Consider the following 18,895-nt stretch of genomic DNA (forward strand, 5'->3'; position numbering starts at 1 on the left):
TGGAAACTGTAAAAGTAAAAAAAGTGATGACCGTCTCGTTGTGTATATAAGATTGCATATATTAAGTATATAACCGTTCCGAAAAGCCCTGGATAAAATAATATGATCCGAGCAGAGAGCAAAATTTTCGATCAGAGATTTTTCCGAACAGTTATATTTATCAGTTGCCATCAAAAACATCATCAGTTATACTTCTGTGAGAAAGGAAGTAAGATGAGAAAATATGTGGAATTATCAGATTGAAGAAAATATTTTATATGAAGACAAAGAGATCCTTGTGTGCAGAAAAACAGCAGGAATGCCGGTGCAGGCAGCAAAAATAGGAACAATGGATATGGAAAGTGCCCTGAAAAATTATCTGGCACAAAAAACACCGGGAAAGATCCCATATCTGGGAGTAGTACATCGCCTTGATCAGCCGGTAGAAGGCATTCTTGTATTTGCGAAAACATCCGAAGCAGCAGGAAATTTGAGTAAACAGATGATGGCAGGAGGCGCCGGAAAATATTACCTGGCAGTAACAGAGGGAAAAGCAAAGAGCTCAGAAGGGACTCTTACAGACTATCTGAAAAAAAATGGAAAAGCCAACATGTCTCAGGTGGTGTCTGCCAATACACCGGGAGCAAAAAAAGCGATCCTTCACTATAAAGTTCTGGATCAGCAGGAGATAAACGGAAAATCCCGGACACTTCTTAAGATCAGGCTGGAAACAGGCCGGCATCATCAGATCCGTGTGCAGCTTTCTCATGAGGGACTGCCCCTTCTCGGAGACCGGAAATATAATCCTTCGGGAGAAAAAGGTACATCACTGGGACTTTGTTCCAGTTGTCTGGAATTCAAACACCCCAGAACAGGAAAAATGATGAAGTTTGAAACAGAGCCACAGGGAAGCGCGTTTCTGGATTTTGTGAAAAAAGTGTAAAAACTCTGGACGGAAATACGAAAAAGTGTATAATGTAAAAAGCAAGTAACCAAATGTAAGATTTTTGTAAAGTATAAGTTACTGTGGACGGACAAGGCAGACGATAAAGAACAGTAACCAGCGAGGAAGAGGAGATTACAATGAAAAGAGCTGCAGTAGCGTCAGCAGCCTTGTTGGCTGTGGCAACCCTGCTGACAGGCTGTCAGAAAGAAGAAGTAGAAAAGCTTGTTGCACCGATTGTAGCAGATGTCCAGGAAACCCCTGAAGCAACCGAAGTGGAAGAAGAAAAAAGCCCGCTGATCCCTGAGATCGATGACACTCTTTCTATTGAAGAAGGTGCCAGAATAGCTGTTGTCAGCAAAAGCAAAAAAGGCGAGTTCTGGAATAAAGTAAAAGAAGGAATGGAAGCTGCTGTCAAGGACGTAAATGAAGCGTATGGTTTCAAAAAAGACAAGCAGATCACGATGACCTTTGAGGGTCCGGATGATGAAGAGGACGTAGAAAGTCAGATCAATACTCTTGATGCAGTGATCGCTGAGAATCCATCTGTAGTGTGTCTTTCTGCCGGAGATATGGATTCCTGTCAGGCACAGCTGGAAGCAGCGAAAGAGAACGGAATTCCGGTGGTCGCATTTGATTCCAATGTCAGTGATACGAAGCTGGTCAGAGCTTTCCGTGGAACAGACAATACACAGATCGGCAAATATGCAGCATATAAGCTTGGCAGCGCCATTGGAAAAATGGGAAATGTGGCTGTTTTTTCCGCACAGGAGAAAACACAGAGCGCGCAGGAGCGTGTAAAAGGATTTCTGGATAATATTGCAAATTATACGGATATTAAAGTGGTGGAAACCGTATATTCTGACCAGGTTGATGATATGAAGGAAGCCATGAAGGAAGTTCTGGATAAATATCCGGCATTGGATGGCGTTTTCTGCACCAATGCCGAGGTTTCTGAAATGTTTCTGGAGGTAAATAAGGACACAGGAGAAAATAAAGTTGCTATGGTAGGCGTAGATGCAACCAGCAAACAGCAGGAAGCGATCCAGAAAGGGGAAGAACTGGGAGTGCTTTCACAGAATCCTTATGCGATGGGATATCAGACCATGTGGGCGGCTATTCAGTCTACTGCACCGAAGAAGGAAACAAAGATTGATAAGAAGGTTTTACTTGATCCGGTATGGATCGATGCTGAGAATATCAAAAGCGAAGACATTGCAAATTACCTGTACAATTAACAAATAGAACAGATAGCCACTGTAGGTCGGGTGAATAGGTTAGTCCGCATTCACCGTCTGTTCATAACTGAAAGCCATCAGCCCGATGAAGATGTAAAAAACATTTTCATCGGGCTGATGGCTTTTTTGAATAAAAATAAAAAATATGAATAGAATAAACAAATAAAAAGTGTGCGAAAAAATGGCAAAAATATAACATATATGACGACTTTTTGACACAATACAAATAAATTTATCGTTAAATTGCATAATAAACATTGTTTTGAAAAAGCGATTGTGGTACAATTTGGATATGCAGAGAGGCGGTGATCAGATGATCCAGGAAACGATCAAGGCAGTGAAAGAGGCGGAGGCAAAAGCACAGCAGAAGATAAAGGATGCATCCGTCCGTGCACAGAGTATCATCAGCGAAGCTGAGAAAGAGGCAGAGAATATTATCAGAAAGGCGGAAACAGCCGCCGGCGAACAGGCGGCATCTGATATGAAAGCAGCCGAAGAACGTGCACACAGTACAGAGAACACTGTCGTTGGACAGGCGGAGGAAGAGCTTGCAGCTTTGAAAAAGAAAGCGGAGTCGAAGCACGAGCAGGCAATCCAGACAGTAATGGACAGTTTGTTCTGAGAGGGGGAGTGCGAAAATGGCAGTATTGCAGATGCAGCGAATCAGTATCTGCGCAATGAAAAAGAACCGTAAGGCCATATTGGAAGAACTGCAGTCACTTGGAGTATTGGAGATCGATGCAGCGGAATTGGATCCGGAGCTTAAGACGATGGATACTATGAATGCCCGGCTGATCTTTGAGAAGAACGCATCCCTTTGTGATCAGGCAATCGAAATACTGGATGAATTTTCGAAGGAAAAGCAATCCATGCTGGCATCCCTGGCAGGGAAACCGCTGATCGGAAGGAAGCAGGAGGAAGAAGCTATCCGGGATCAGGAAGAGATCCTGAGAACAGCCAGAGAAATCCAGGGATACCGGAAGAAGCTTACAGAGAACAATGCGGCAGCAGTTAAGATCGAGCAGCAGGAAGCAGCTCTTGCTCCATGGCTGAAGCTGGATATTCCGATGAACTTCGGCGGTACAGCGAAAGCAGCGGTACTTGTGGGAAGTATTGATGGAAATATAACTCTGGATCAGGTATACAGTCAGCTGGCAGCGGATGCACCACAGCTTGAAGCCTTTGACATTCGGGAAATCTCAAATGACGCCGGTAAGCTGAGCCTGGTGGTTGTCTGCCTGAAAGCACAGGCACAGGAACTGGAAGAAGCGCTTCGGATGCAGGGATTTGCAAGACCGGCACAGCTGGTATCAGAGGTTCCGGCACAGGAGCTGGAGAACCTTAAGAATGAAGTGGTACGCATTCAGGAAGAGTCCGAACAGATCCGGGAACAGATACGTGCTCTTCACGACAGGAAGAGCTCTCTTCAGCTTTTGTCCGATTATTTCCGGATCCGTGCACAGAAATATGAGGTATTAGGACAGCTCCGCCAGTCGGAGAGCACTTTTTTTGTGACAGGATATCTTCCGAAGAAACAGGTTTCTGCAATGGAGAAACGGCTTACGGAGAAGTACGATATTGTTTTTGAAGCAGAAGATGCTGAGGGAGAAAATGTTCCGGTTGCCCTTCAGAACGGCAAATTCGGAGCAGCAGGAGAGGGAGTTCTGGCAGCATTTGGTCTTCCCGGAAAGGGAGAGATCGATCCTTCCATGATCATGACAGCCTGCTATGTATTTCTTTTCGGACTGATGCTGTCAGACGCAGCATATGGACTGATCGTCTTTGCAGTTTGTCTGGGAGTACTTCTGAAGTTCCCCAGGATGGAGAGCGGAATGCAGAAATCCATCCGGCTTTTTATGTACTGTGGATTGTCCACTTTGTTCTGGGGCGTGATGTTTGGCGGATATTTCGGAGATTTTATCGATGTATTTTCGAAGGTATATCTGCACAGGCCGGTCACGGTGAAGCCGGTATGGTTTGCACCGTTAAATGAGCCAATGAGACTTCTGGTGTTCTCCATGCTGTTTGGTCTGATCCATATGTTTCTGGGAATGGGTCTTAAGGGCTACATGCTGTTACGTGACAGAAAATATCTCGACTTTTTCTGTGACGTAGTACTCTGGTTCCTGCTTCTTATGGGACTGATCTTGATCTTTATCCCAAGCAGCATGTTCCGTTCTATTTCTCAGATGGATCTGAACCTTTCACCGGCAGTGATACAGGTCGGAAAATGGATGGCGATCATCGGTGCGGTGGGAATTCTCTTCATGTCAGGAAGAGATAAGAAGAATCCATTCCTGAGGCTGGCGCTTGGAGCCTATGATCTTTACAATATCACGGGATGGGTCAGTGATATCCTTTCCTATTCCAGACTTCTGGCCCTGGGACTTGCCACCGGAGTTATCGCATCAGTTATGAACCAGATGGGAAGTATGCTGGGAGACAGTATTCTGGGATGGATCGTATTTATCCTTGTATTTGTGATTGGTCATATCTTTAACCTTCTGATCAATCTTCTGGGTGCATACGTGCACACCTGCCGATTACAGTACGTAGAGTTTTTCGGTAAATTCTTTGAGGGCGGAGGAAAAGAGTTCCACCCCTTCCGCGAAAATACAAAATATGTAGATATTAAGGAGGATTAATATTATGAGTGGTATCGTTTGGGCATTATTGGGAGCAGCAATTTCCGTAGCTCTTGCAGGTATAGGTTCCGCCATCGGTGTTGGTACAGCCGGCCGTGCAGCAGCAGGCGTTGTAACAGAAGACCCGGACAAATTTGCTAAGGTTCTGCTTCTTCAGCTTCTTCCCGGTACGCAGGGTATTTACGGACTGCTGGTAGCATTCCTTGCACTTTCCAAGGTTGGTATCCTGGGCGGCGGTGTTGCTGATATTTCCCTGGAAACCGGTCTTATGATCTTTGTGGCTTGTCTTCCGATTGCTATCGCAGGTCTTCTTTCTGCAATCCATCAGGGAAAAACTTCCGTAGCTTCCATCGGTATCGTAGCCAAGAAACCGGAGCAGTTCGGTAAAGCCATGCTTTTCCCTGCAATGGTTGAGACATATGCGATTCTGGCTCTTCTGATCTCCATTCTTGCAGTCAGCGGAATTCAGGTTTGATTCATCAGGAGGGGCAGAGCATGACAGGATTAGAGAAGATGGTAAGCCAGATTCTTGAAGAGGCCGATGCTTCTGCAGCCGTTACGATCAGTGATGCGGAGAAAAAAGCCGCAGAGATCCTCAGGGAAGCCGGAGAAAAGGCAGATAAGATCCGGCAGCAGAGAGAAGAACAGTCCAGGGCAAAGGTGAAAAGCTATGAAGAGCGGACAGCTTCCGCTGCAGATATGAAGAAGCGTACCGCAGTTCTTGCAGCCAAGCAGGAGCTGATCGGAAATGTGATCGCAGATGCCTGTGACCGTGTGAAGAATCTGGATGAAGAAAAATATTTTGAGATCCTTAAGAATATGGCTGAGAAATATCTTCTTCCAAGAGAAGGAGAGATCTGTTTTTCAAAAAAGGATCTGGAACGTATGCCGGCAGGTTTCCGTGAGGAAATAAAGAGCCTGGCACAGAAAAAGGGTGGTGTGCTGGAAATTTCCGGTGAAACCCGAAACATAGACGGAGGTTTTATCCTGATATACGGCGGCATTGAGGAAAACTGTTCCATTGATGCCATGTTCGCAGAGAAGCGGGATGAGCTTCTGGATCAGGTAAGAAAGATTTTGTTTGCGTAAAACACCATCGCAAAAAGGAGGGCGTGAATGATGTTTGGTGAAGATTATGCCTATGCGGTGGCGCGGATACGTGTTCTGGAGACCGGACTTCTGAATCAGGCGGCGATCGAGCAGCTTCTGGCATGTCAGGATGAGCAGCAGTGCCTTCAGATCCTTACAGAGAAGGGCTGGGGAAACGGTGATCCTGCAGCCGGTGCGGACGCCATTCTTTCCCGGGAGAGAGAAAAGATCTGGGAGATCATGGATTCGCTGGTAGCGGACCGATCTGTTTTTTCTGTTCTTTCTTATCAGGATCTTTTCCATAATATGAAAGCGGCTGTGAAGGCAAGCATCCTGCAAGGGGCAGCGCCGAATATTTTTTTCAGCGACTGTTCCATTGACGGAGAGGATATGGTGAAATTCCTGAAGGATAAGGAATATGATCGTTTTCCTGAGGATATGCGGGAAGCGGCAAGAGAAGCCTATGAGACCTTTTTGCACACAAGAGACGGACAGCTTGCGGATATTATCGTAGACAGGGCAGCACTGGATGCCATAAAAAAAGCCGGAGGACGATCAAAAGAAGAGATCGTCCGGCAGTATGCGGAATCCACGGTAGCGGTAGCAGATATCCGGATCGCAGTCCGTGCCTGCAAAACAGGAAAAAGTTCGGACTTTATGAAAAAAGCCATGGCAGAATGTGACACACTGGATAAGGAGAGACTGATCCACGCGGCAGTAAGCGGAATGGATCAGATCATGGGTTATCTGGCAGAAACGAAATATGGGGACGGAGCTCTGGCACTGGCGGAATCAGCTTCCGCTTTTGAGAGATGGTGTGATAACCAGATCATGGAGACCATCCGCCCTCAGCTGTATAATTCATTTTCACTGGGACCGCTGGTAGCCTATGTGCTTGCCCGTGAAAATGAGATCAAGACGGTGCGGATCATTCTCACCGGAAAGCGCAGCGGCCTTCCGGAAGAGTTTATCCGGGAAAGGGCAAGGGAAATGTATGTATAAGATCGCAGTTTTAGGTGATTATAACAGCATTTACGGGTTTGCGGCTCTTGGCCTTGATACTTTTCCGGTGGAGGATCCTGCAGAAGGTAAAGAGAAGCTTAACCGTCTGGCAGCCGGTGAATATGCGGTTATTTATATTACGGAACAGCTGGCGGCCCAGCTTTCCGCAGAGATCAGTAAATACAGTGAGGAGCTGATGCCTGCGATCATTCAGATTCCCGGAATTTCCGGAAATACAGGTGCAGGTATCGAAAATGTAAAGAAATCCGTGGAGACGGCAGTTGGCTCCGATATTCTTTTCAGTAATGAGTGACAAGAAAGCAGGTGATTGGTTCAGATGAGCAGAGGAACCATTAAGAAGGTGGCAGGACCGCTGGTAATTGCCAAGGGTATGCGGGATGCAAATATGTATGACGTGGTTCGTGTAAGCAGCCAGCGTCTGATCGGTGAGATCATTGAGATGCATGAAGATGAGGCTTCCATACAGGTATATGAGGAGACTTCAGGACTTCGTCCGGGAGAACCGGTAGAGTCCATGGAGGTGCCCCTTTCCGTGGAGCTTGGTCCTGGCCTTATTACAAGCATTTACGATGGAATACAGCGTCCGCTGGATGACATCATGAAGGTAGCAGGCAGCAACAACCTGAAACGAGGCGTTGAGGTTCCTGCCCTGAAGCGGGACAAAAAATGGAATTTCATTCCGGTTGCGAAGGTGGGAGATCCGCTGGAGGGCGGCGATGTTCTTGGAACCGTTCAGGAGACTATCGTTGTTACACAGAAGATCATGGTACCTCCCAATATGAAAGGTACTCTGAAGGAAATTAAATCCGGCGAGTTTACCGTGGATGAGACCGTTGCAGTTCTTTCCACAGCAGACGGCGATAAAGAGTTGACCCTGATGCAGCACTGGCCGGTACGACGTGGCCGTCCATATAAGAAGAAACTTCCGCCAGCTAAACCTCTGGTAACAGGACAGCGTGTTATTGATACCATGTTCCCTATTGCCAAGGGTGGTGTGGCAGCAGTTCCCGGCCCGTTCGGAAGCGGTAAGACGGTTATCCAGCATCAGCTTGCAAAATGGGCTGAGGCAGATATCGTGGTTTATATCGGCTGCGGTGAGCGTGGAAATGAGATGACAGATGTTCTGAACGAGTTCCCGGAGCTGAAGGATCCGAAAACAGGACAATCCCTGATGGAGCGTACGGTTCTGATCGCCAATACCTCAGATATGCCGGTTGCAGCTCGTGAGGCGTCGATCTATACAGGTATTACAATTGCGGAGTATTTCCGTGATATGGGATATTCCGTAGCATTGATGGCAGATTCTACTTCCAGATGGGCTGAGGCTCTCCGTGAGATGTCCGGACGACTGGAGGAGATGCCAGGCGAGGAAGGTTATCCTGCATATCTTGGTTCCCGTCTTGCACAGTTCTATGAGCGTGCCGGACATGTGATCTGCAGTGGAAAAGACGGAAGAGAGGGTGCCCTGACAGCGATCGGCGCCGTATCTCCTCCAGGTGGTGATATCTCCGAGCCGGTTTCCCAGGCGACACTTCGAATCGTAAAGGTATTCTGGGGACTGGATGCAAACCTTGCATACAAACGTCATTTCCCGGCGATCAACTGGCTGACCAGCTATTCTCTGTATCTGGACAGCGTTGGCGGATGGTTTGACGAAAATGTAGCGAATGACTGGATGAAGCTCCGTCAGAGAATGATGACCCTTCTTCAGGAAGAGGCAGAGCTGGAAGAAATCGTAAAGATGGTAGGTATGGATGCGCTTTCTCCGGGTGACCGACTGAAAATGGAAGCAGCCCGTTCCATCCGAGAGGATTTCCTCCACCAGAACTCTTTCCACGAGATCGATACCTACACATCTCTGGAAAAACAGCACAATATGATGCGTCTGGTACTTGCATTTTATGATGCGGGTCTGGATGCGCTGAAACAGGGCGCAGATATCAATGATATCGTAAAGCTTCCGGTACGTGAGCAGATCGGCCGTTATAAATATACAAAAGAAGATCAGCTGGCAGCAGAATATGAGAAAGTAACCCGCCAGCTGGCAGCAGAGACTGCAGAACTTCTGGGAAAGGAGGGCCTGTAAAATGCCAAAAGAATATAGGACCATACAGGAAGTTGCCGGCCCTTTGATGCTGGTACGGGGCGTTGAAGATGTAGCATTTGACGAGCTTGGTGAGATCGAGCTTGCCGATGGCGAAACAAGAAGATGCCGTGTTCTGGAGATCGACGGAAGCAATGCTCTGGTGCAGCTGTTTGAGAGCTCCACAGGTATCAATCTTTCCAACAGCAAGGTACGTTTCCTGGGACGGAGCATGGAGCTTGGTGTATCCGGCGATATGCTGGGTCGTGTTTTTGACGGACTGGGACGTCCCATTGATGACGGCCCGGAGATCCTTCCGGAGGAAAGAAGAGATATCAACGGACTTCCCATGAATCCGGCGGCCAGAAGCTATCCGGAGGAGTTTATCCAGACGGGTGTATCTGCGATTGACGGACTGAATACTCTGGTACGCGGACAGAAGCTTCCGATCTTCTCCGCATCCGGTCTTCCCCATGCACAGCTTGCGGCACAGATTGCAAGACAGGCGAAGGTTCGCGGAAAAGATGAGCAGTTTGCCGTTGTATTTGCAGCCATGGGTATCACTTTCGAGGAGTCAAACTTCTTCGTAGAGAGCTTTAAGGAAACCGGAGCTATAGATCGTACTGTTCTGTTTGTGAACCTGGCAAATGACCCGGCTGTTGAGCGTATCGCTACTCCGCGAATGGCACTGACAGCGGCTGAATATCTTGCCTTCGAAAAAGACATGCACGTATTGGTAATCCTTACGGATATCACAAACTATGCGGATGCTCTCCGTGAGGTTTCCGCGGCTCGTAAGGAGGTTCCGGGACGTCGTGGATATCCCGGATATATGTACACAGATCTTGCTTCTCTTTATGAGCGTGCAGGCCGTCAGAAAGGAAAATCAGGAAGTATCACCATGGTTCCGATCCTGACTATGCCTGAGGATGATAAGACCCATCCGATCCCGGACCTTACCGGTTACATCACAGAGGGACAGATCATCCTGAGCCGTGAGCTTTACCGTAAGGGAATCACACCGCCCATCGATGTTCTTCCGTCTCTGTCACGACTGAAGGATAAGGGTATCGGTGAAGGCAAGACAAGAGCAGACCATGCCAACACCATGAATCAGCTGTTTGCCGCATATGCCCGTGGTAAAGAGGCCAAAGAGCTGATGACCATTCTTGGTGAGGCAGCTCTCTCCGATATTGACCTGATCTATGCAAAATTTGCGGATGCTTTCGAGAAGGAATATGTTTCCCAGGGCTATCAGGCTAACCGTGATATTGAGGAAACACTGGCCATCGGCTGGAAGCTGCTTTCCATTCTTCCGAGAAGCGAGCTGAAACGTATCGATGACAAATTCCTTGATCAGTATTACGGAAAAGTATAAAGGGGGGATGATTTGTGGCATCAACACAGGTGAATCCTACCCGTATGGAGCTTACGAAGCAGAAAAAGAAGCTGGTGACTGCAGTACGTGGCCATAAGCTTCTGAAGGATAAGCGGGACGAGCTGATGAGACAGTTCCTGGATCTGGTACGGGAGAATATGGAGCTGCGAAAAAAAGTAGAAGCCGGTATCCGAAGCGCCAACACCAATTTTGTCATTGCAAAAGCAGGAATGTCGGAGGAGACGCTGAATACGGCATTGATGGCTCCCAAGCAGGAAGTTTATCTGGAAACCGGAAAAAAGAATGTCATGAGTGTGGATATTCCTGTTTTTGAATACAAAACAAGAACACCGGATGCCAACGATATTTATTCCTATGGCTTTGCTTTTACATCCAGTGATCTGGACGGAGCGGTAAAATCCCTGGCAGACATCCTGCCGGATATGCTTCGTCTGGCAGAAGTGGAAAAGGCCTGTCAGCTTATGGCTTCCGAGATCGAAAAAACAAGGCGTCGTGTAAATGCCCTGGAGCATGTCATCATACCGGAAGCACAGGCAAACATCAAATACATCACCATGAAGCTGGATGAGAACGAGAGAAGTACCCAGATCCGACTGATGAAGGTGAAAGATATGATGCTGGAGGAGGCACATCATTATAAGGAGCGGGAGGCAGAGCGCGGAGCGTAAAGCGCAGCCATCCTGAAAGAAAAAGAAAAGTTTATATAGAAAGTTTTAAGTAACGGAAAGGAGATGTCCCTGTACTGTGTGAAATTTCGGCAGTGCAGGGGCGTTTTATTTATAAAATATTTAGCTTTTGTTATCAGAAAATCAAGAAAAATACAGTATAATAGATAATAAGCAAATCAGACAGCTGCAGATGCAGAAATATAAAAGAAAGCTGCTCTGTCTGCTGAAAAATAAAGAAATGAAAAATAAAGAAAGAGGAGAAAGCTGATCTGACCAGGTAAACTGCCGGGCAGCTGCATGGCTATGAACAGCTGGCAAAGCAGATTGCGGTAGCGTCTGATCAGTAAGAGGTATATGAATATTTTACAGTCAATACAACAGCTGGACGGAGAAATCCTTCTCCTGATCCAGCGATATTTAAGAACGGATATGCTGACACCATTTATGAAATCTGTTACATTTCTGGGAAACGGAGGATGGTTCTGGATCCTCTGTGCAGTTGTTCTTCTTGCTGTTCCAAAGACGAGAAAAACAGGCTATGCGGCAGCCTTGTCCCTGATCTTCGGGGCGATCGTTACCAACCTGCTTCTTAAAAATATAGTGGCAAGACCAAGGCCTTTTGCGGAAATCGAAGCTCTCATCCCTATGATCACCAAACCGAAGGATTTCTCTTTTCCGTCAGGTCACACCACAGCATCCTTTGCCGTTGCTCTGGTAATGCTCCGGATGCTTCCGAAGAAATTCGGAATCCCGGCAGTAGTTCTGGCAGCACTGGTGGCATTTTCCAGACTGTATCTTGGTGTCCATTATCCGACAGATGTTCTGACCGGATTCGTGATCGCGCTGGTGGGAAGCATGTTGTCAGTATGGATCGTGCGAACGAAACCGGAAGACAAACAGGTACACTAGCATTGTCCATAGGAAATATGAAACACTTTACCTGGACAAAGTATTGACACGCTGAAGCAAGACGGGGTAAAATTGTAGACAGTACAACAGATTCTGGCTATGGTAGAAATAATGATATGAAACCCTGTAAAATCGGATAAAAGGAGAGAGCACAAAATGATATCAGAAAAAATGAAACCCTACGTAAAAAATAATTCCGCCATCCGTATGATGTTTGAGGAAGGAAACCGCCTCCGTGCGAAATACGGCGCAGACAAGGTTTTTGATTTCAGTCTCGGAAATCCAAGTGTACCGGCACCGGACAGCGTCCGCGAAGCAATTATCGAGCTTGTAAACACTACGGATCCGACAGTTCTTCACGGATATATGAGCAACGCAGGCTTTGAGGATGTACGCCAGACCATCGCAGAATCCCTCAACAGACGTTTCGATACGAAATTTTCCGCAAAGAATCTGATCATGACCGTCGGTGCTGCAAGCGGACTGAATGTGATCCTGAAAACAATCCTGAATCCTGGAGAAGAGGTGATCGTTTTTGCGCCATATTTTCTGGAATACGGTGCATATGTCCGCAATTATGATGGTGTCCTTGTGGAAATCTCTCCAGATACCACAACCTTCCAGCCAAATCTCGCTGAGTTTGAACAGAAGATCACACCGAAGACAAGAGCGGTTATCGTAAACACCCCACACAATCCTACCGGAGTTGTATATTCAGAAGAAACGATCAAGAAGCTTTCCGCAATCCTGGAAGCAAAACAGAAAGAGTTCGGAAGTGTGATCTACCTGATCTCCGATGAGCCATACCGTGAGCTGGCTTATGATGGCGTGGAGGTCCCATACCTGACGAAATATTATAACAATACTGTTGTGGGCTATTCCTACAGCAAATCTCTTTCCCTTCCGGGTGAACGTATCGGATATCTGGTGATCCCTGATGAGGCAGACGGAAGCGAAGAGCTGATCTCTGCAGCAACCATTGCAAACCGTACACTTGGCTGTGTAAATGCACCGTCCCTGATCCAGAAGGTAGTTGCAAAATGTGTAGACGCCAAGACGGATCTTGTAGCTTATGATAAAAATCGGCAGGCACTTTATAATGGCCTGAAAGAATGCGGATTTGAGTGTATCAAACCACAGGGTGCCTTCTATCTCTTTGTAAAATCTCCGGTTGAAGACGAAAAAGCCTTCTGTGAAGCCGGTAAGAAATATAACATTCTTATGGTACCGGGAAGCTCCTTCGCATGCCCCGGTTATGTGAGACTTGCATATTGTGTATCCTATGAGACAATTGTGAATTCTCTTCCTGAATTTAAAAAACTTGCAGCAGAGTATGGCTTGAAATAAACGGTCATTACAAAGCAGTTGAATAAAAGATCCCCGGTACAGTCTGTTTATGCAGCCCTGTATCGGGGATCTTTTGCAAGAGGGAATAAGCAAATGAAACGTAGTCGGGAGTGAATAGACTCCCGACTGTGTTTCATTAAAAGGATGTTCCACATTTATTTGGCTTTTTTCTTTTCTTTATTTGGCATTTCTCCGTAGTAAGCTTTCAGATAGATATCTTTCAGCTCGGATACAAGCGGATATCTCGGGTTGGCACCGGTACACTGGTCATTGAAGGCCTGCTCGGACATCTCATCCAGAGTTTCCAGGAAATGTTTCTCATCTACGCCGTAATCACGGATCGTCGGCAGGATCTCGATAGTTCTCATAAGCTCATCCAGTTTAGCAAGAAGTTTTTCGAATACTTCTGCATCGTTCTTGCCTGTAAGACCTACAGAACGTCCGATCTCAGCGTAGCGTGCAAGTGTCTTCGGATACTGATACTGTGGGAAAGTACCCATCTTAGTCGGAACCTCAGCACTGTTGTAACGCATAACATCCAGAAGAACAACTGCGTTTGCGATACCGTGTGGCAGGTGGTGGAAAGCACCGAGCTTGTGAGCGAGAGAGTGGTTAACGCCGAGGAATGCATTGGCGAATGCAAGACCTGCCATGCAGGAAGCGTTAGCCATGTGATCTCTGGCCTCTACGTCATTGCCATCTTTATATGCACGCGGCAGATACTCAAATACAAGCTTGATCGCTTTCAGTGCAAGACCATCGGTGTAATCGGAAGCCATCATGGAAACATAAGCCTCAATGGCATGTGTCATAACATCGATACCGGAAGCACGGGTAAGTCCCTTCGGTGCGCTCATCATGTTATTGGTATCTACGATCGCCATATCCGGGAGAAGCTCGTAATCAGCCAGTGGCCATTTAACGCCGGTATCCTGATCTGTGATGATGGCGAAAGGAGTAACCTCGGAGCCTGTACCGGAAGAGGTCGGGATCGCTACGAAGTAAGCTTTTTTACCCATCTTCGGGAATGTATAAACTCTCTTACGGATATCCAGGAAGTCCATGGACATATCGGAGAAGTCAGCGTCCGGATTCTCATAAAGCATCCACATAACCTTGCCGGCATCCATTGCGGAACCGCCGCCAAGAGCGATGATGCAGTCTGGCTCAAAGGCTGTCATAGCCTTGGCACCGGCTTTGGCGGAAGCGAGAGACGGGTCAGGAGCTACATCAGAGAAGCATGTATGAACGATGCCCATCTGATCCAGTTTATCTTCAATCGGTTTGGTGTAGCCATTCTTGTAGAGGAAGGAGTCTGTTACGATGAAGCAGCGTTTCTTGCCCATAACAGTACCGAGCTCATCAAGAGCAACCGGCATACAGCCCTTCTTAAAGTAAACCTTTTCCGGTGTTCTCATCCAGAGCATATTCTCTCTCCTTTCAGCAACAGTCTTGGTATTGAGAAGGTGTTTGACACCAACGTTCTCGGATACGGAGTTACCGCCCCAGGAACCGCAGCCAAGAGTAAGGGATGGAGCAAGCTTGAAGTTATAAAGGTCACCGATACCACCCTGGGAAGAAGGTGTATTGATAAGGATACGGCAGGTTTTCATAGTTGCTTCGAATTTATCCATCTTCTCTGTTTCATTTACGTTGATGTAGAGGGAAGAGGTATGACCATAGCCGCCGTCTGCAACGAGCTGCGCAGCCTTTGCAACAGCATCGTCAAAATTCTTGGCCTTGTACATGGCAAGTACAGGGGAAAGCTTCTCGTGTGCGAATTCTTCGCTGATATCAACGGACTCAACCTCACCGATCAGGATCTTGGTCTCAGCCGGTACAGTAACGCCTGCCATTTCAGCGATAGTAGCAGCCTTCTGTCCTACGATCTTGGCATTCAGTGCACCGTTGATAAGGATGGTCTTTCTGACTTTCTCGATCTCGTCTTTTTTAAGGAAGTAGCATCCTCTGTAAAGGAACTCTTCCTTCACTTCTTTATAAATGCTCTCCAGAACAGTTACGGACTGCTCGGAAGCACAGATCATACCATTGTCAAAGGTCTTGGAGTGGATGATGGAGTTAACTGCAAGACGGATATCTGCGCTGTCATCAATAATGGCAGGTGTATTTCCGGGTCCTACACCAACAGCCGGTTTACCGGAGGAGTAAGCTGCTTTGACCATTCCGGGACCACCGGTGGCAAGGATGATATCTGCGTTCTGCATTACCATGTTGGTAAGGTCAAGGCTTGGGATATCGATCCATCCGATGATTCCTTCCGGCGCACCTGCGGCAACAGCTGCTTCCAGAACAACTTTTGCAGCTTCAATAGTGGATTTCTTAGCACGCGGATGCGGGCTGATGATGATCGCATTACGGGTTTTCAGGGAAATAAGAGATTTATAGATTGCTGTGGAGGTCGGGTTGGTTGTAGGGATAACTGCAGCGATCAGTCCTACAGGTTCCAGGATCTTCTTGAGTCCGTATGCCTTGTCTTCTTCTACAACACCACATGTCTGAGTGTTCTTATATGCATTGTAAACATACTCTGCTGCGTAATGGTTCTTGATAACCTTGTCTTCCATGATACCCATGCCTGTTTCCTCAACAGCCATTTTGGCAAGAGGGATACGCATCTTGTCAGCAGCAGTAGCAGCTGCCTTAAAGATCTTGTCAACCTGCTCCTGTGTGTAGGTAGCAAAGATCTTCTGTGCTTCTTTCATTGCAGCCATTTTCGCGGTCAGGGCTTCTGGAGTGTCGATGATGGTAGGGATAGTTTCTTTCTTTGCCATGTGGAATCCTCCTGTTTTCATATGATAATGGTCTGTGGTCCTGCGGGCTTATCCTTTTTTCGCCGGCAGATGCTGCAGAGTTTTTGTAAGTCCCCGCGCTGCGTTTCGTTGTTGATTCAATCTGATTGAATTTTCAGTTTCGATACTGATATAGTATCAAAATTCTGAAAAAAACGCAAATTCTGAATTTTGTCGCTATGTGCAAAATGACGAACAGAAAAATCGGGGAAAATACTGTAAATTTTACTTTGCAGAACGCTGAATTATTGGAAAAATCTTAAAAAAAATTTTTGAAATTCAGCACTGTGCACAAAAAACATGTTAAAAAATTGTCAGCACTGACAAAAAACATGCACACATATGAAGGGTGGGCAAAAGATAAAACGCAGCATGTAGTTAAAATATTAACGTTAAACTTTTGTCAAACGATCATGTACACATTATAATTCAAGTGATTCCAGACGTCAATAGAGAATTCGATAAATAATTAACAAAAATACGGAATAATTTTGATGAAAAAATCACAAAAATATTGTGGCAAAGTAAAGCGTGATAACATAAGAAACCAAAAAACTTGAAATTATTTAAATTTTCAGAATAATTAGGCGGAAATTATCGGGATTTTTTTCAGAAATGCAGAAAAAAACTGCCATACAGGAAATGCTTCCCATATGGCAGTTTATATAAATATAGGTCAGGCGGATAAAAGCATCCGCATTCACTATGCGGCTTTGCGCCGAATTACTGTAAAAGGTTTCTGCTCAACAGTAAATGATAGCCAGGTTCGATCAGCTCTTGCGGAATGCGGCACGTTTTCTGTCTCTGGAGTCCAGAATACGTTTACGGATACGAAGGCTTGTCGGTGTTACCTCAAGAAGCTCATCCTGGTCGATGAATTCAATGGCCTGCTCAAGACTTAAGATCTTTGGCGGAACAAGCTTCAGTGCATCGTCAGCGGAAGAGGAACGAGTATTGGTAAGGTGCTTGGTCTTGCAGACATTCAGTTCGATATCCTCGGCCTTTCCGTTCTGTCCGATGACCATACCGCTGTACACCTTCTCGCCAGGTCCGACAAAGAGAGTACCACGCTCCTGAGCAGAGAAAAGACCGTAGGTAACAGTCTCGCCTGCCTCGAAAGCGATGAGGGAACCCTGTTTACGGTAAGGGAAGTCTCCCTTGTATGGTGCGTATCCGTCAAACATGGTGTTCAGGATACCGGTACCCTTGGTGGAGGTAAGGAATTCGTTACGGAATCCGATTAGTCCACGGGAGGGGATGGAGAACTCGAGACGTACAGTTCCGTCGCTTGCTGTGCTCATACCCTGAAGCTCACCTTTACGCTCGCTGAGTTTCTGGATGATAGTACCGGAAAATTCTTCCGGAACGTCAACGTATGCGATTTCGATCGGCTCCAGTTTACGTCCACGCTCGTCTGTGTGATAGAGAACCTCCGGTTTGCTGACTGCAAACTCGTATCCCTCACGGCGCATGTTCTCAATAAGAACGGAGAGGTGAAGCTCACCACGGCCGGAAACCTTGAAGCACTCGGTTGTATCGGTGTCTTCTACACGAAGGCTGACGTCTGTGTTCAGCTCACGGTAGAGACGGTCACGAAGGTGACGGGAAGTGATGTATTTACCTTCCTGTCCTGCAAGAGGACTGTCGTTTACAAGGAAGTTCATGGAGATTGTTGGCTCGGAAATCTTCTGGAACGGAATGGACTCCGGGTTGTCTCCTGCACAGAGGGTATCTCCAATGTGGATATCCGCGATACCGGAGATTGCAACAATAGCTCCGATGGTAGCGCTTTTAACTTCAACTTTGTTCAGTCCGTCAAATTCGTAGAGTTTGCTGATCTTTACGCGCTCGTGTTTGTCAGGGTCATGATGGTTCAGAAGCATCAGCTCCTGGTTCACGGAAATGGTTCCGCGCTCAACCTTACCGACACCGATACGGCCTACATACTCATTGTAGTCGATGGTGCTGATAAGAACCTGTGTATCTCCGTCCGGATCTCCCTCCGGAGCAGGGATCGCATCAAGGATGGTCTCAAAAAGAGGAGCCATATTCTCAGGCTTATCATCGAGGTTACGAACTGCGTAGCCGGCCTTTGCGGAGGCATACAGGAACGGGCAGTCCAGCTGTTCGTCAGATGCGTCCAGATCCATGAGAAGCTCCAGAACCTCGTCGACAACCTCCTCCGGACGTGCTTCCGGACGGTCGATCTTATTGATGCAGACAATAACATGCAGGTTCAGTTCGAGAGCTTTACGAAGTACAAATTTAGTCTGAGGCATGGCACCCTCGAAGGCGTCCACAAGAAGAATAACGCCGTCTACCATCTTCAGCACACGCTCTACCTCGCCGCCGAAGTCCGCATGACCTGGAGTATCGATGATATTGATTTTTACATCCTTATAATGAACTGCGGTGTTTTTGGAGAGAATCGTAATGCCGCGCTCACGCTCAATATCGTTGGAGTCCATGACACGTTCCTGGACTTCCTGGTTCTCACGGAAAACACCGCTCTGTTTCAAAAGCTCGTCAACAAGTGTTGTTTTACCGTGATCGACATGGGCGATAATGGCCACGTTACGAACATCTTCACGCTTGGTCTTCATATAATCCAAATCCTTTCTTTCCATATATAAGTAATCTTTTTTGTTAAAAATGATGTCCAAATTTATAGTCTATCACATTTTTGTGAGATTACAAGACATAAAAAAATATTTTTGGTTTTTCATTTTTCAGGCATATTATACCGTAAATACACATAGATT

General features: G+C 46.7%; 15 protein-coding genes. 13 read left to right on the forward strand and 2 right to left on the reverse strand.

Going from position 1 to position 18,895, the window contains the following annotated elements:
- The first annotated feature begins 223 nt into the window (after positions 1-223).
- The 13 genes from ABCM67_RS07640 (at position 224) to ABCM67_RS07700 (ending at position 13,323) form a co-directional block, all read left to right on the forward strand.
- The gene (locus ABCM67_RS07640) at positions 224-922 is read left to right on the forward strand and encodes an RluA family pseudouridine synthase (RefSeq protein ID WP_092069748.1); all 699 of its coding nucleotides are present in this window, start codon (positions 224-226) and stop codon (positions 920-922) included.
- Between the two features lie 140 nt (positions 923-1,062).
- On the forward strand, positions 1,063-2,160 hold the full coding sequence (locus ABCM67_RS07645) for a substrate-binding domain-containing protein (protein WP_021652672.1): 1,098 nt from the start codon (positions 1,063-1,065) through the stop codon (positions 2,158-2,160).
- 313 nt (positions 2,161-2,473) lie between these two features.
- Positions 2,474-2,782 carry a V-type ATPase subunit subunit G family protein gene (locus ABCM67_RS07650; protein ID WP_022427344.1) on the forward strand — a complete coding sequence of 103 codons (309 nt, stop codon included), beginning with the start codon at positions 2,474-2,476 and terminating at the stop codon, positions 2,780-2,782.
- 16 nt (positions 2,783-2,798) lie between these two features.
- On the forward strand, positions 2,799-4,805 hold the full coding sequence (locus ABCM67_RS07655; RefSeq protein ID WP_147602680.1) for a V-type ATP synthase subunit I: 2,007 nt from the start codon (positions 2,799-2,801) through the stop codon (positions 4,803-4,805).
- 4 nt (positions 4,806-4,809) lie between these two features.
- A complete protein-coding gene (locus tag ABCM67_RS07660; protein WP_015526259.1) occupies positions 4,810-5,280 on the forward strand; it encodes a V-type ATP synthase subunit K in 471 nt (156 codons plus the stop codon).
- Between the two features lie 20 nt (positions 5,281-5,300).
- A complete protein-coding gene (locus ABCM67_RS07665) occupies positions 5,301-5,894 on the forward strand; it encodes a V-type ATP synthase subunit E family protein (RefSeq protein ID WP_147602679.1) in 594 nt (197 codons plus the stop codon).
- Positions 5,895-5,924: 30 nt separating this feature from the next.
- Complete coding sequence (locus ABCM67_RS07670) at positions 5,925-6,896, forward strand: V-type ATPase subunit (protein WP_044962242.1); 972 nt, start codon at positions 5,925-5,927, stop codon at positions 6,894-6,896.
- Positions 6,889-7,209, forward strand: a complete 321-nt coding sequence (locus tag ABCM67_RS07675) for a V-type ATP synthase subunit F (RefSeq protein ID WP_021652678.1) — start codon at positions 6,889-6,891, stop codon at positions 7,207-7,209. The genes ABCM67_RS07670 and ABCM67_RS07675 overlap by 8 nt, the downstream gene beginning before the upstream one ends.
- Before the next feature lie 24 nt (positions 7,210-7,233).
- Entirely contained in the window at positions 7,234-9,003 is a 1,770-nt protein-coding gene (locus ABCM67_RS07680; RefSeq protein WP_021652679.1) for a V-type ATP synthase subunit A, read from the forward strand.
- A 1-nt stretch (position 9,004) separates the two neighbouring features.
- On the forward strand, positions 9,005-10,378 hold the full coding sequence (locus ABCM67_RS07685) for a V-type ATP synthase subunit B (protein ID WP_015526254.1): 1,374 nt from the start codon (positions 9,005-9,007) through the stop codon (positions 10,376-10,378).
- 14 nt (positions 10,379-10,392) lie between these two features.
- Positions 10,393-11,067, forward strand: a complete 675-nt coding sequence (locus ABCM67_RS07690; RefSeq protein WP_021975777.1) for a V-type ATP synthase subunit D — start codon at positions 10,393-10,395, stop codon at positions 11,065-11,067.
- Positions 11,068-11,421: 354 nt separating this feature from the next.
- Positions 11,422-11,976 (forward strand): phosphatase PAP2 family protein, encoded by a 555-nt coding sequence (locus tag ABCM67_RS07695; RefSeq protein WP_015526252.1) that lies wholly within the window; start codon positions 11,422-11,424, stop codon positions 11,974-11,976.
- 156 nt (positions 11,977-12,132) lie between these two features.
- Positions 12,133-13,323 carry a pyridoxal phosphate-dependent aminotransferase gene (locus tag ABCM67_RS07700; protein ID WP_059086685.1) on the forward strand — a complete coding sequence of 397 codons (1,191 nt, stop codon included), beginning with the start codon at positions 12,133-12,135 and terminating at the stop codon, positions 13,321-13,323.
- A 155-nt stretch (positions 13,324-13,478) separates the two neighbouring features.
- Here ABCM67_RS07700 and adhE read toward each other — a convergent pair whose 3' ends face one another.
- A complete protein-coding gene (adhE, locus tag ABCM67_RS07705; protein WP_022427337.1) occupies positions 13,479-16,115 on the reverse strand; it encodes a bifunctional acetaldehyde-CoA/alcohol dehydrogenase in 2,637 nt (878 codons plus the stop codon).
- 788 nt (positions 16,116-16,903) lie between these two features.
- Positions 16,904-18,736, reverse strand: coding sequence for a translational GTPase TypA (typA, locus tag ABCM67_RS07710; protein ID WP_059086972.1), 1,833 nt, complete (start codon positions 18,734-18,736; stop codon positions 16,904-16,906).
- Between the last annotated feature and the right edge of the window lie 159 nt (positions 18,737-18,895).

It is taken from the genome of Blautia sp. 2227st1_G12_2227SCRN_220401 (assembly GCF_039062885.1).
In the GTDB taxonomy this organism is placed as follows: Bacteria; Bacillota; Clostridia; order Lachnospirales; family Lachnospiraceae; genus Blautia_A; species Blautia_A fusiformis.

What these genes read in the sequence shown, in the direction of transcription:
- typA (WP_059086972.1), bottom strand. Translation starts at nt 18,736, where the DNA reads ATGAAGACCAAGCGTGAAGATGTTCGTAACGTGGCCATTATCGCCCAT.
- ABCM67_RS07655 (WP_147602680.1), top strand. Translation starts at nt 2,799, where the DNA reads ATGGCAGTATTGCAGATGCAGCGAATCAGTATCTGCGCAATGAAAAAG.
- ABCM67_RS07695 (WP_015526252.1), top strand. Translation starts at nt 11,422, where the DNA reads ATGAATATTTTACAGTCAATACAACAGCTGGACGGAGAAATCCTTCTC.
- ABCM67_RS07700 (WP_059086685.1), top strand. Translation starts at nt 12,133, where the DNA reads ATGATATCAGAAAAAATGAAACCCTACGTAAAAAATAATTCCGCCATC.
- adhE (WP_022427337.1), bottom strand. Translation starts at nt 16,115, where the DNA reads ATGGCAAAGAAAGAAACTATCCCTACCATCATCGACACTCCAGAAGCC.
- ABCM67_RS07650 (WP_022427344.1), top strand. Translation starts at nt 2,474, where the DNA reads ATGATCCAGGAAACGATCAAGGCAGTGAAAGAGGCGGAGGCAAAAGCA.
- ABCM67_RS07665 (WP_147602679.1), top strand. Translation starts at nt 5,301, where the DNA reads ATGACAGGATTAGAGAAGATGGTAAGCCAGATTCTTGAAGAGGCCGAT.
- ABCM67_RS07640 (WP_092069748.1), top strand. Translation starts at nt 224, where the DNA reads ATGTGGAATTATCAGATTGAAGAAAATATTTTATATGAAGACAAAGAG.
- ABCM67_RS07675 (WP_021652678.1), top strand. Translation starts at nt 6,889, where the DNA reads ATGTATAAGATCGCAGTTTTAGGTGATTATAACAGCATTTACGGGTTT.
- ABCM67_RS07680 (WP_021652679.1), top strand. Translation starts at nt 7,234, where the DNA reads ATGAGCAGAGGAACCATTAAGAAGGTGGCAGGACCGCTGGTAATTGCC.
- ABCM67_RS07685 (WP_015526254.1), top strand. Translation starts at nt 9,005, where the DNA reads ATGCCAAAAGAATATAGGACCATACAGGAAGTTGCCGGCCCTTTGATG.
- ABCM67_RS07660 (WP_015526259.1), top strand. Translation starts at nt 4,810, where the DNA reads ATGAGTGGTATCGTTTGGGCATTATTGGGAGCAGCAATTTCCGTAGCT.
- ABCM67_RS07645 (WP_021652672.1), top strand. Translation starts at nt 1,063, where the DNA reads ATGAAAAGAGCTGCAGTAGCGTCAGCAGCCTTGTTGGCTGTGGCAACC.
- ABCM67_RS07670 (WP_044962242.1), top strand. Translation starts at nt 5,925, where the DNA reads ATGTTTGGTGAAGATTATGCCTATGCGGTGGCGCGGATACGTGTTCTG.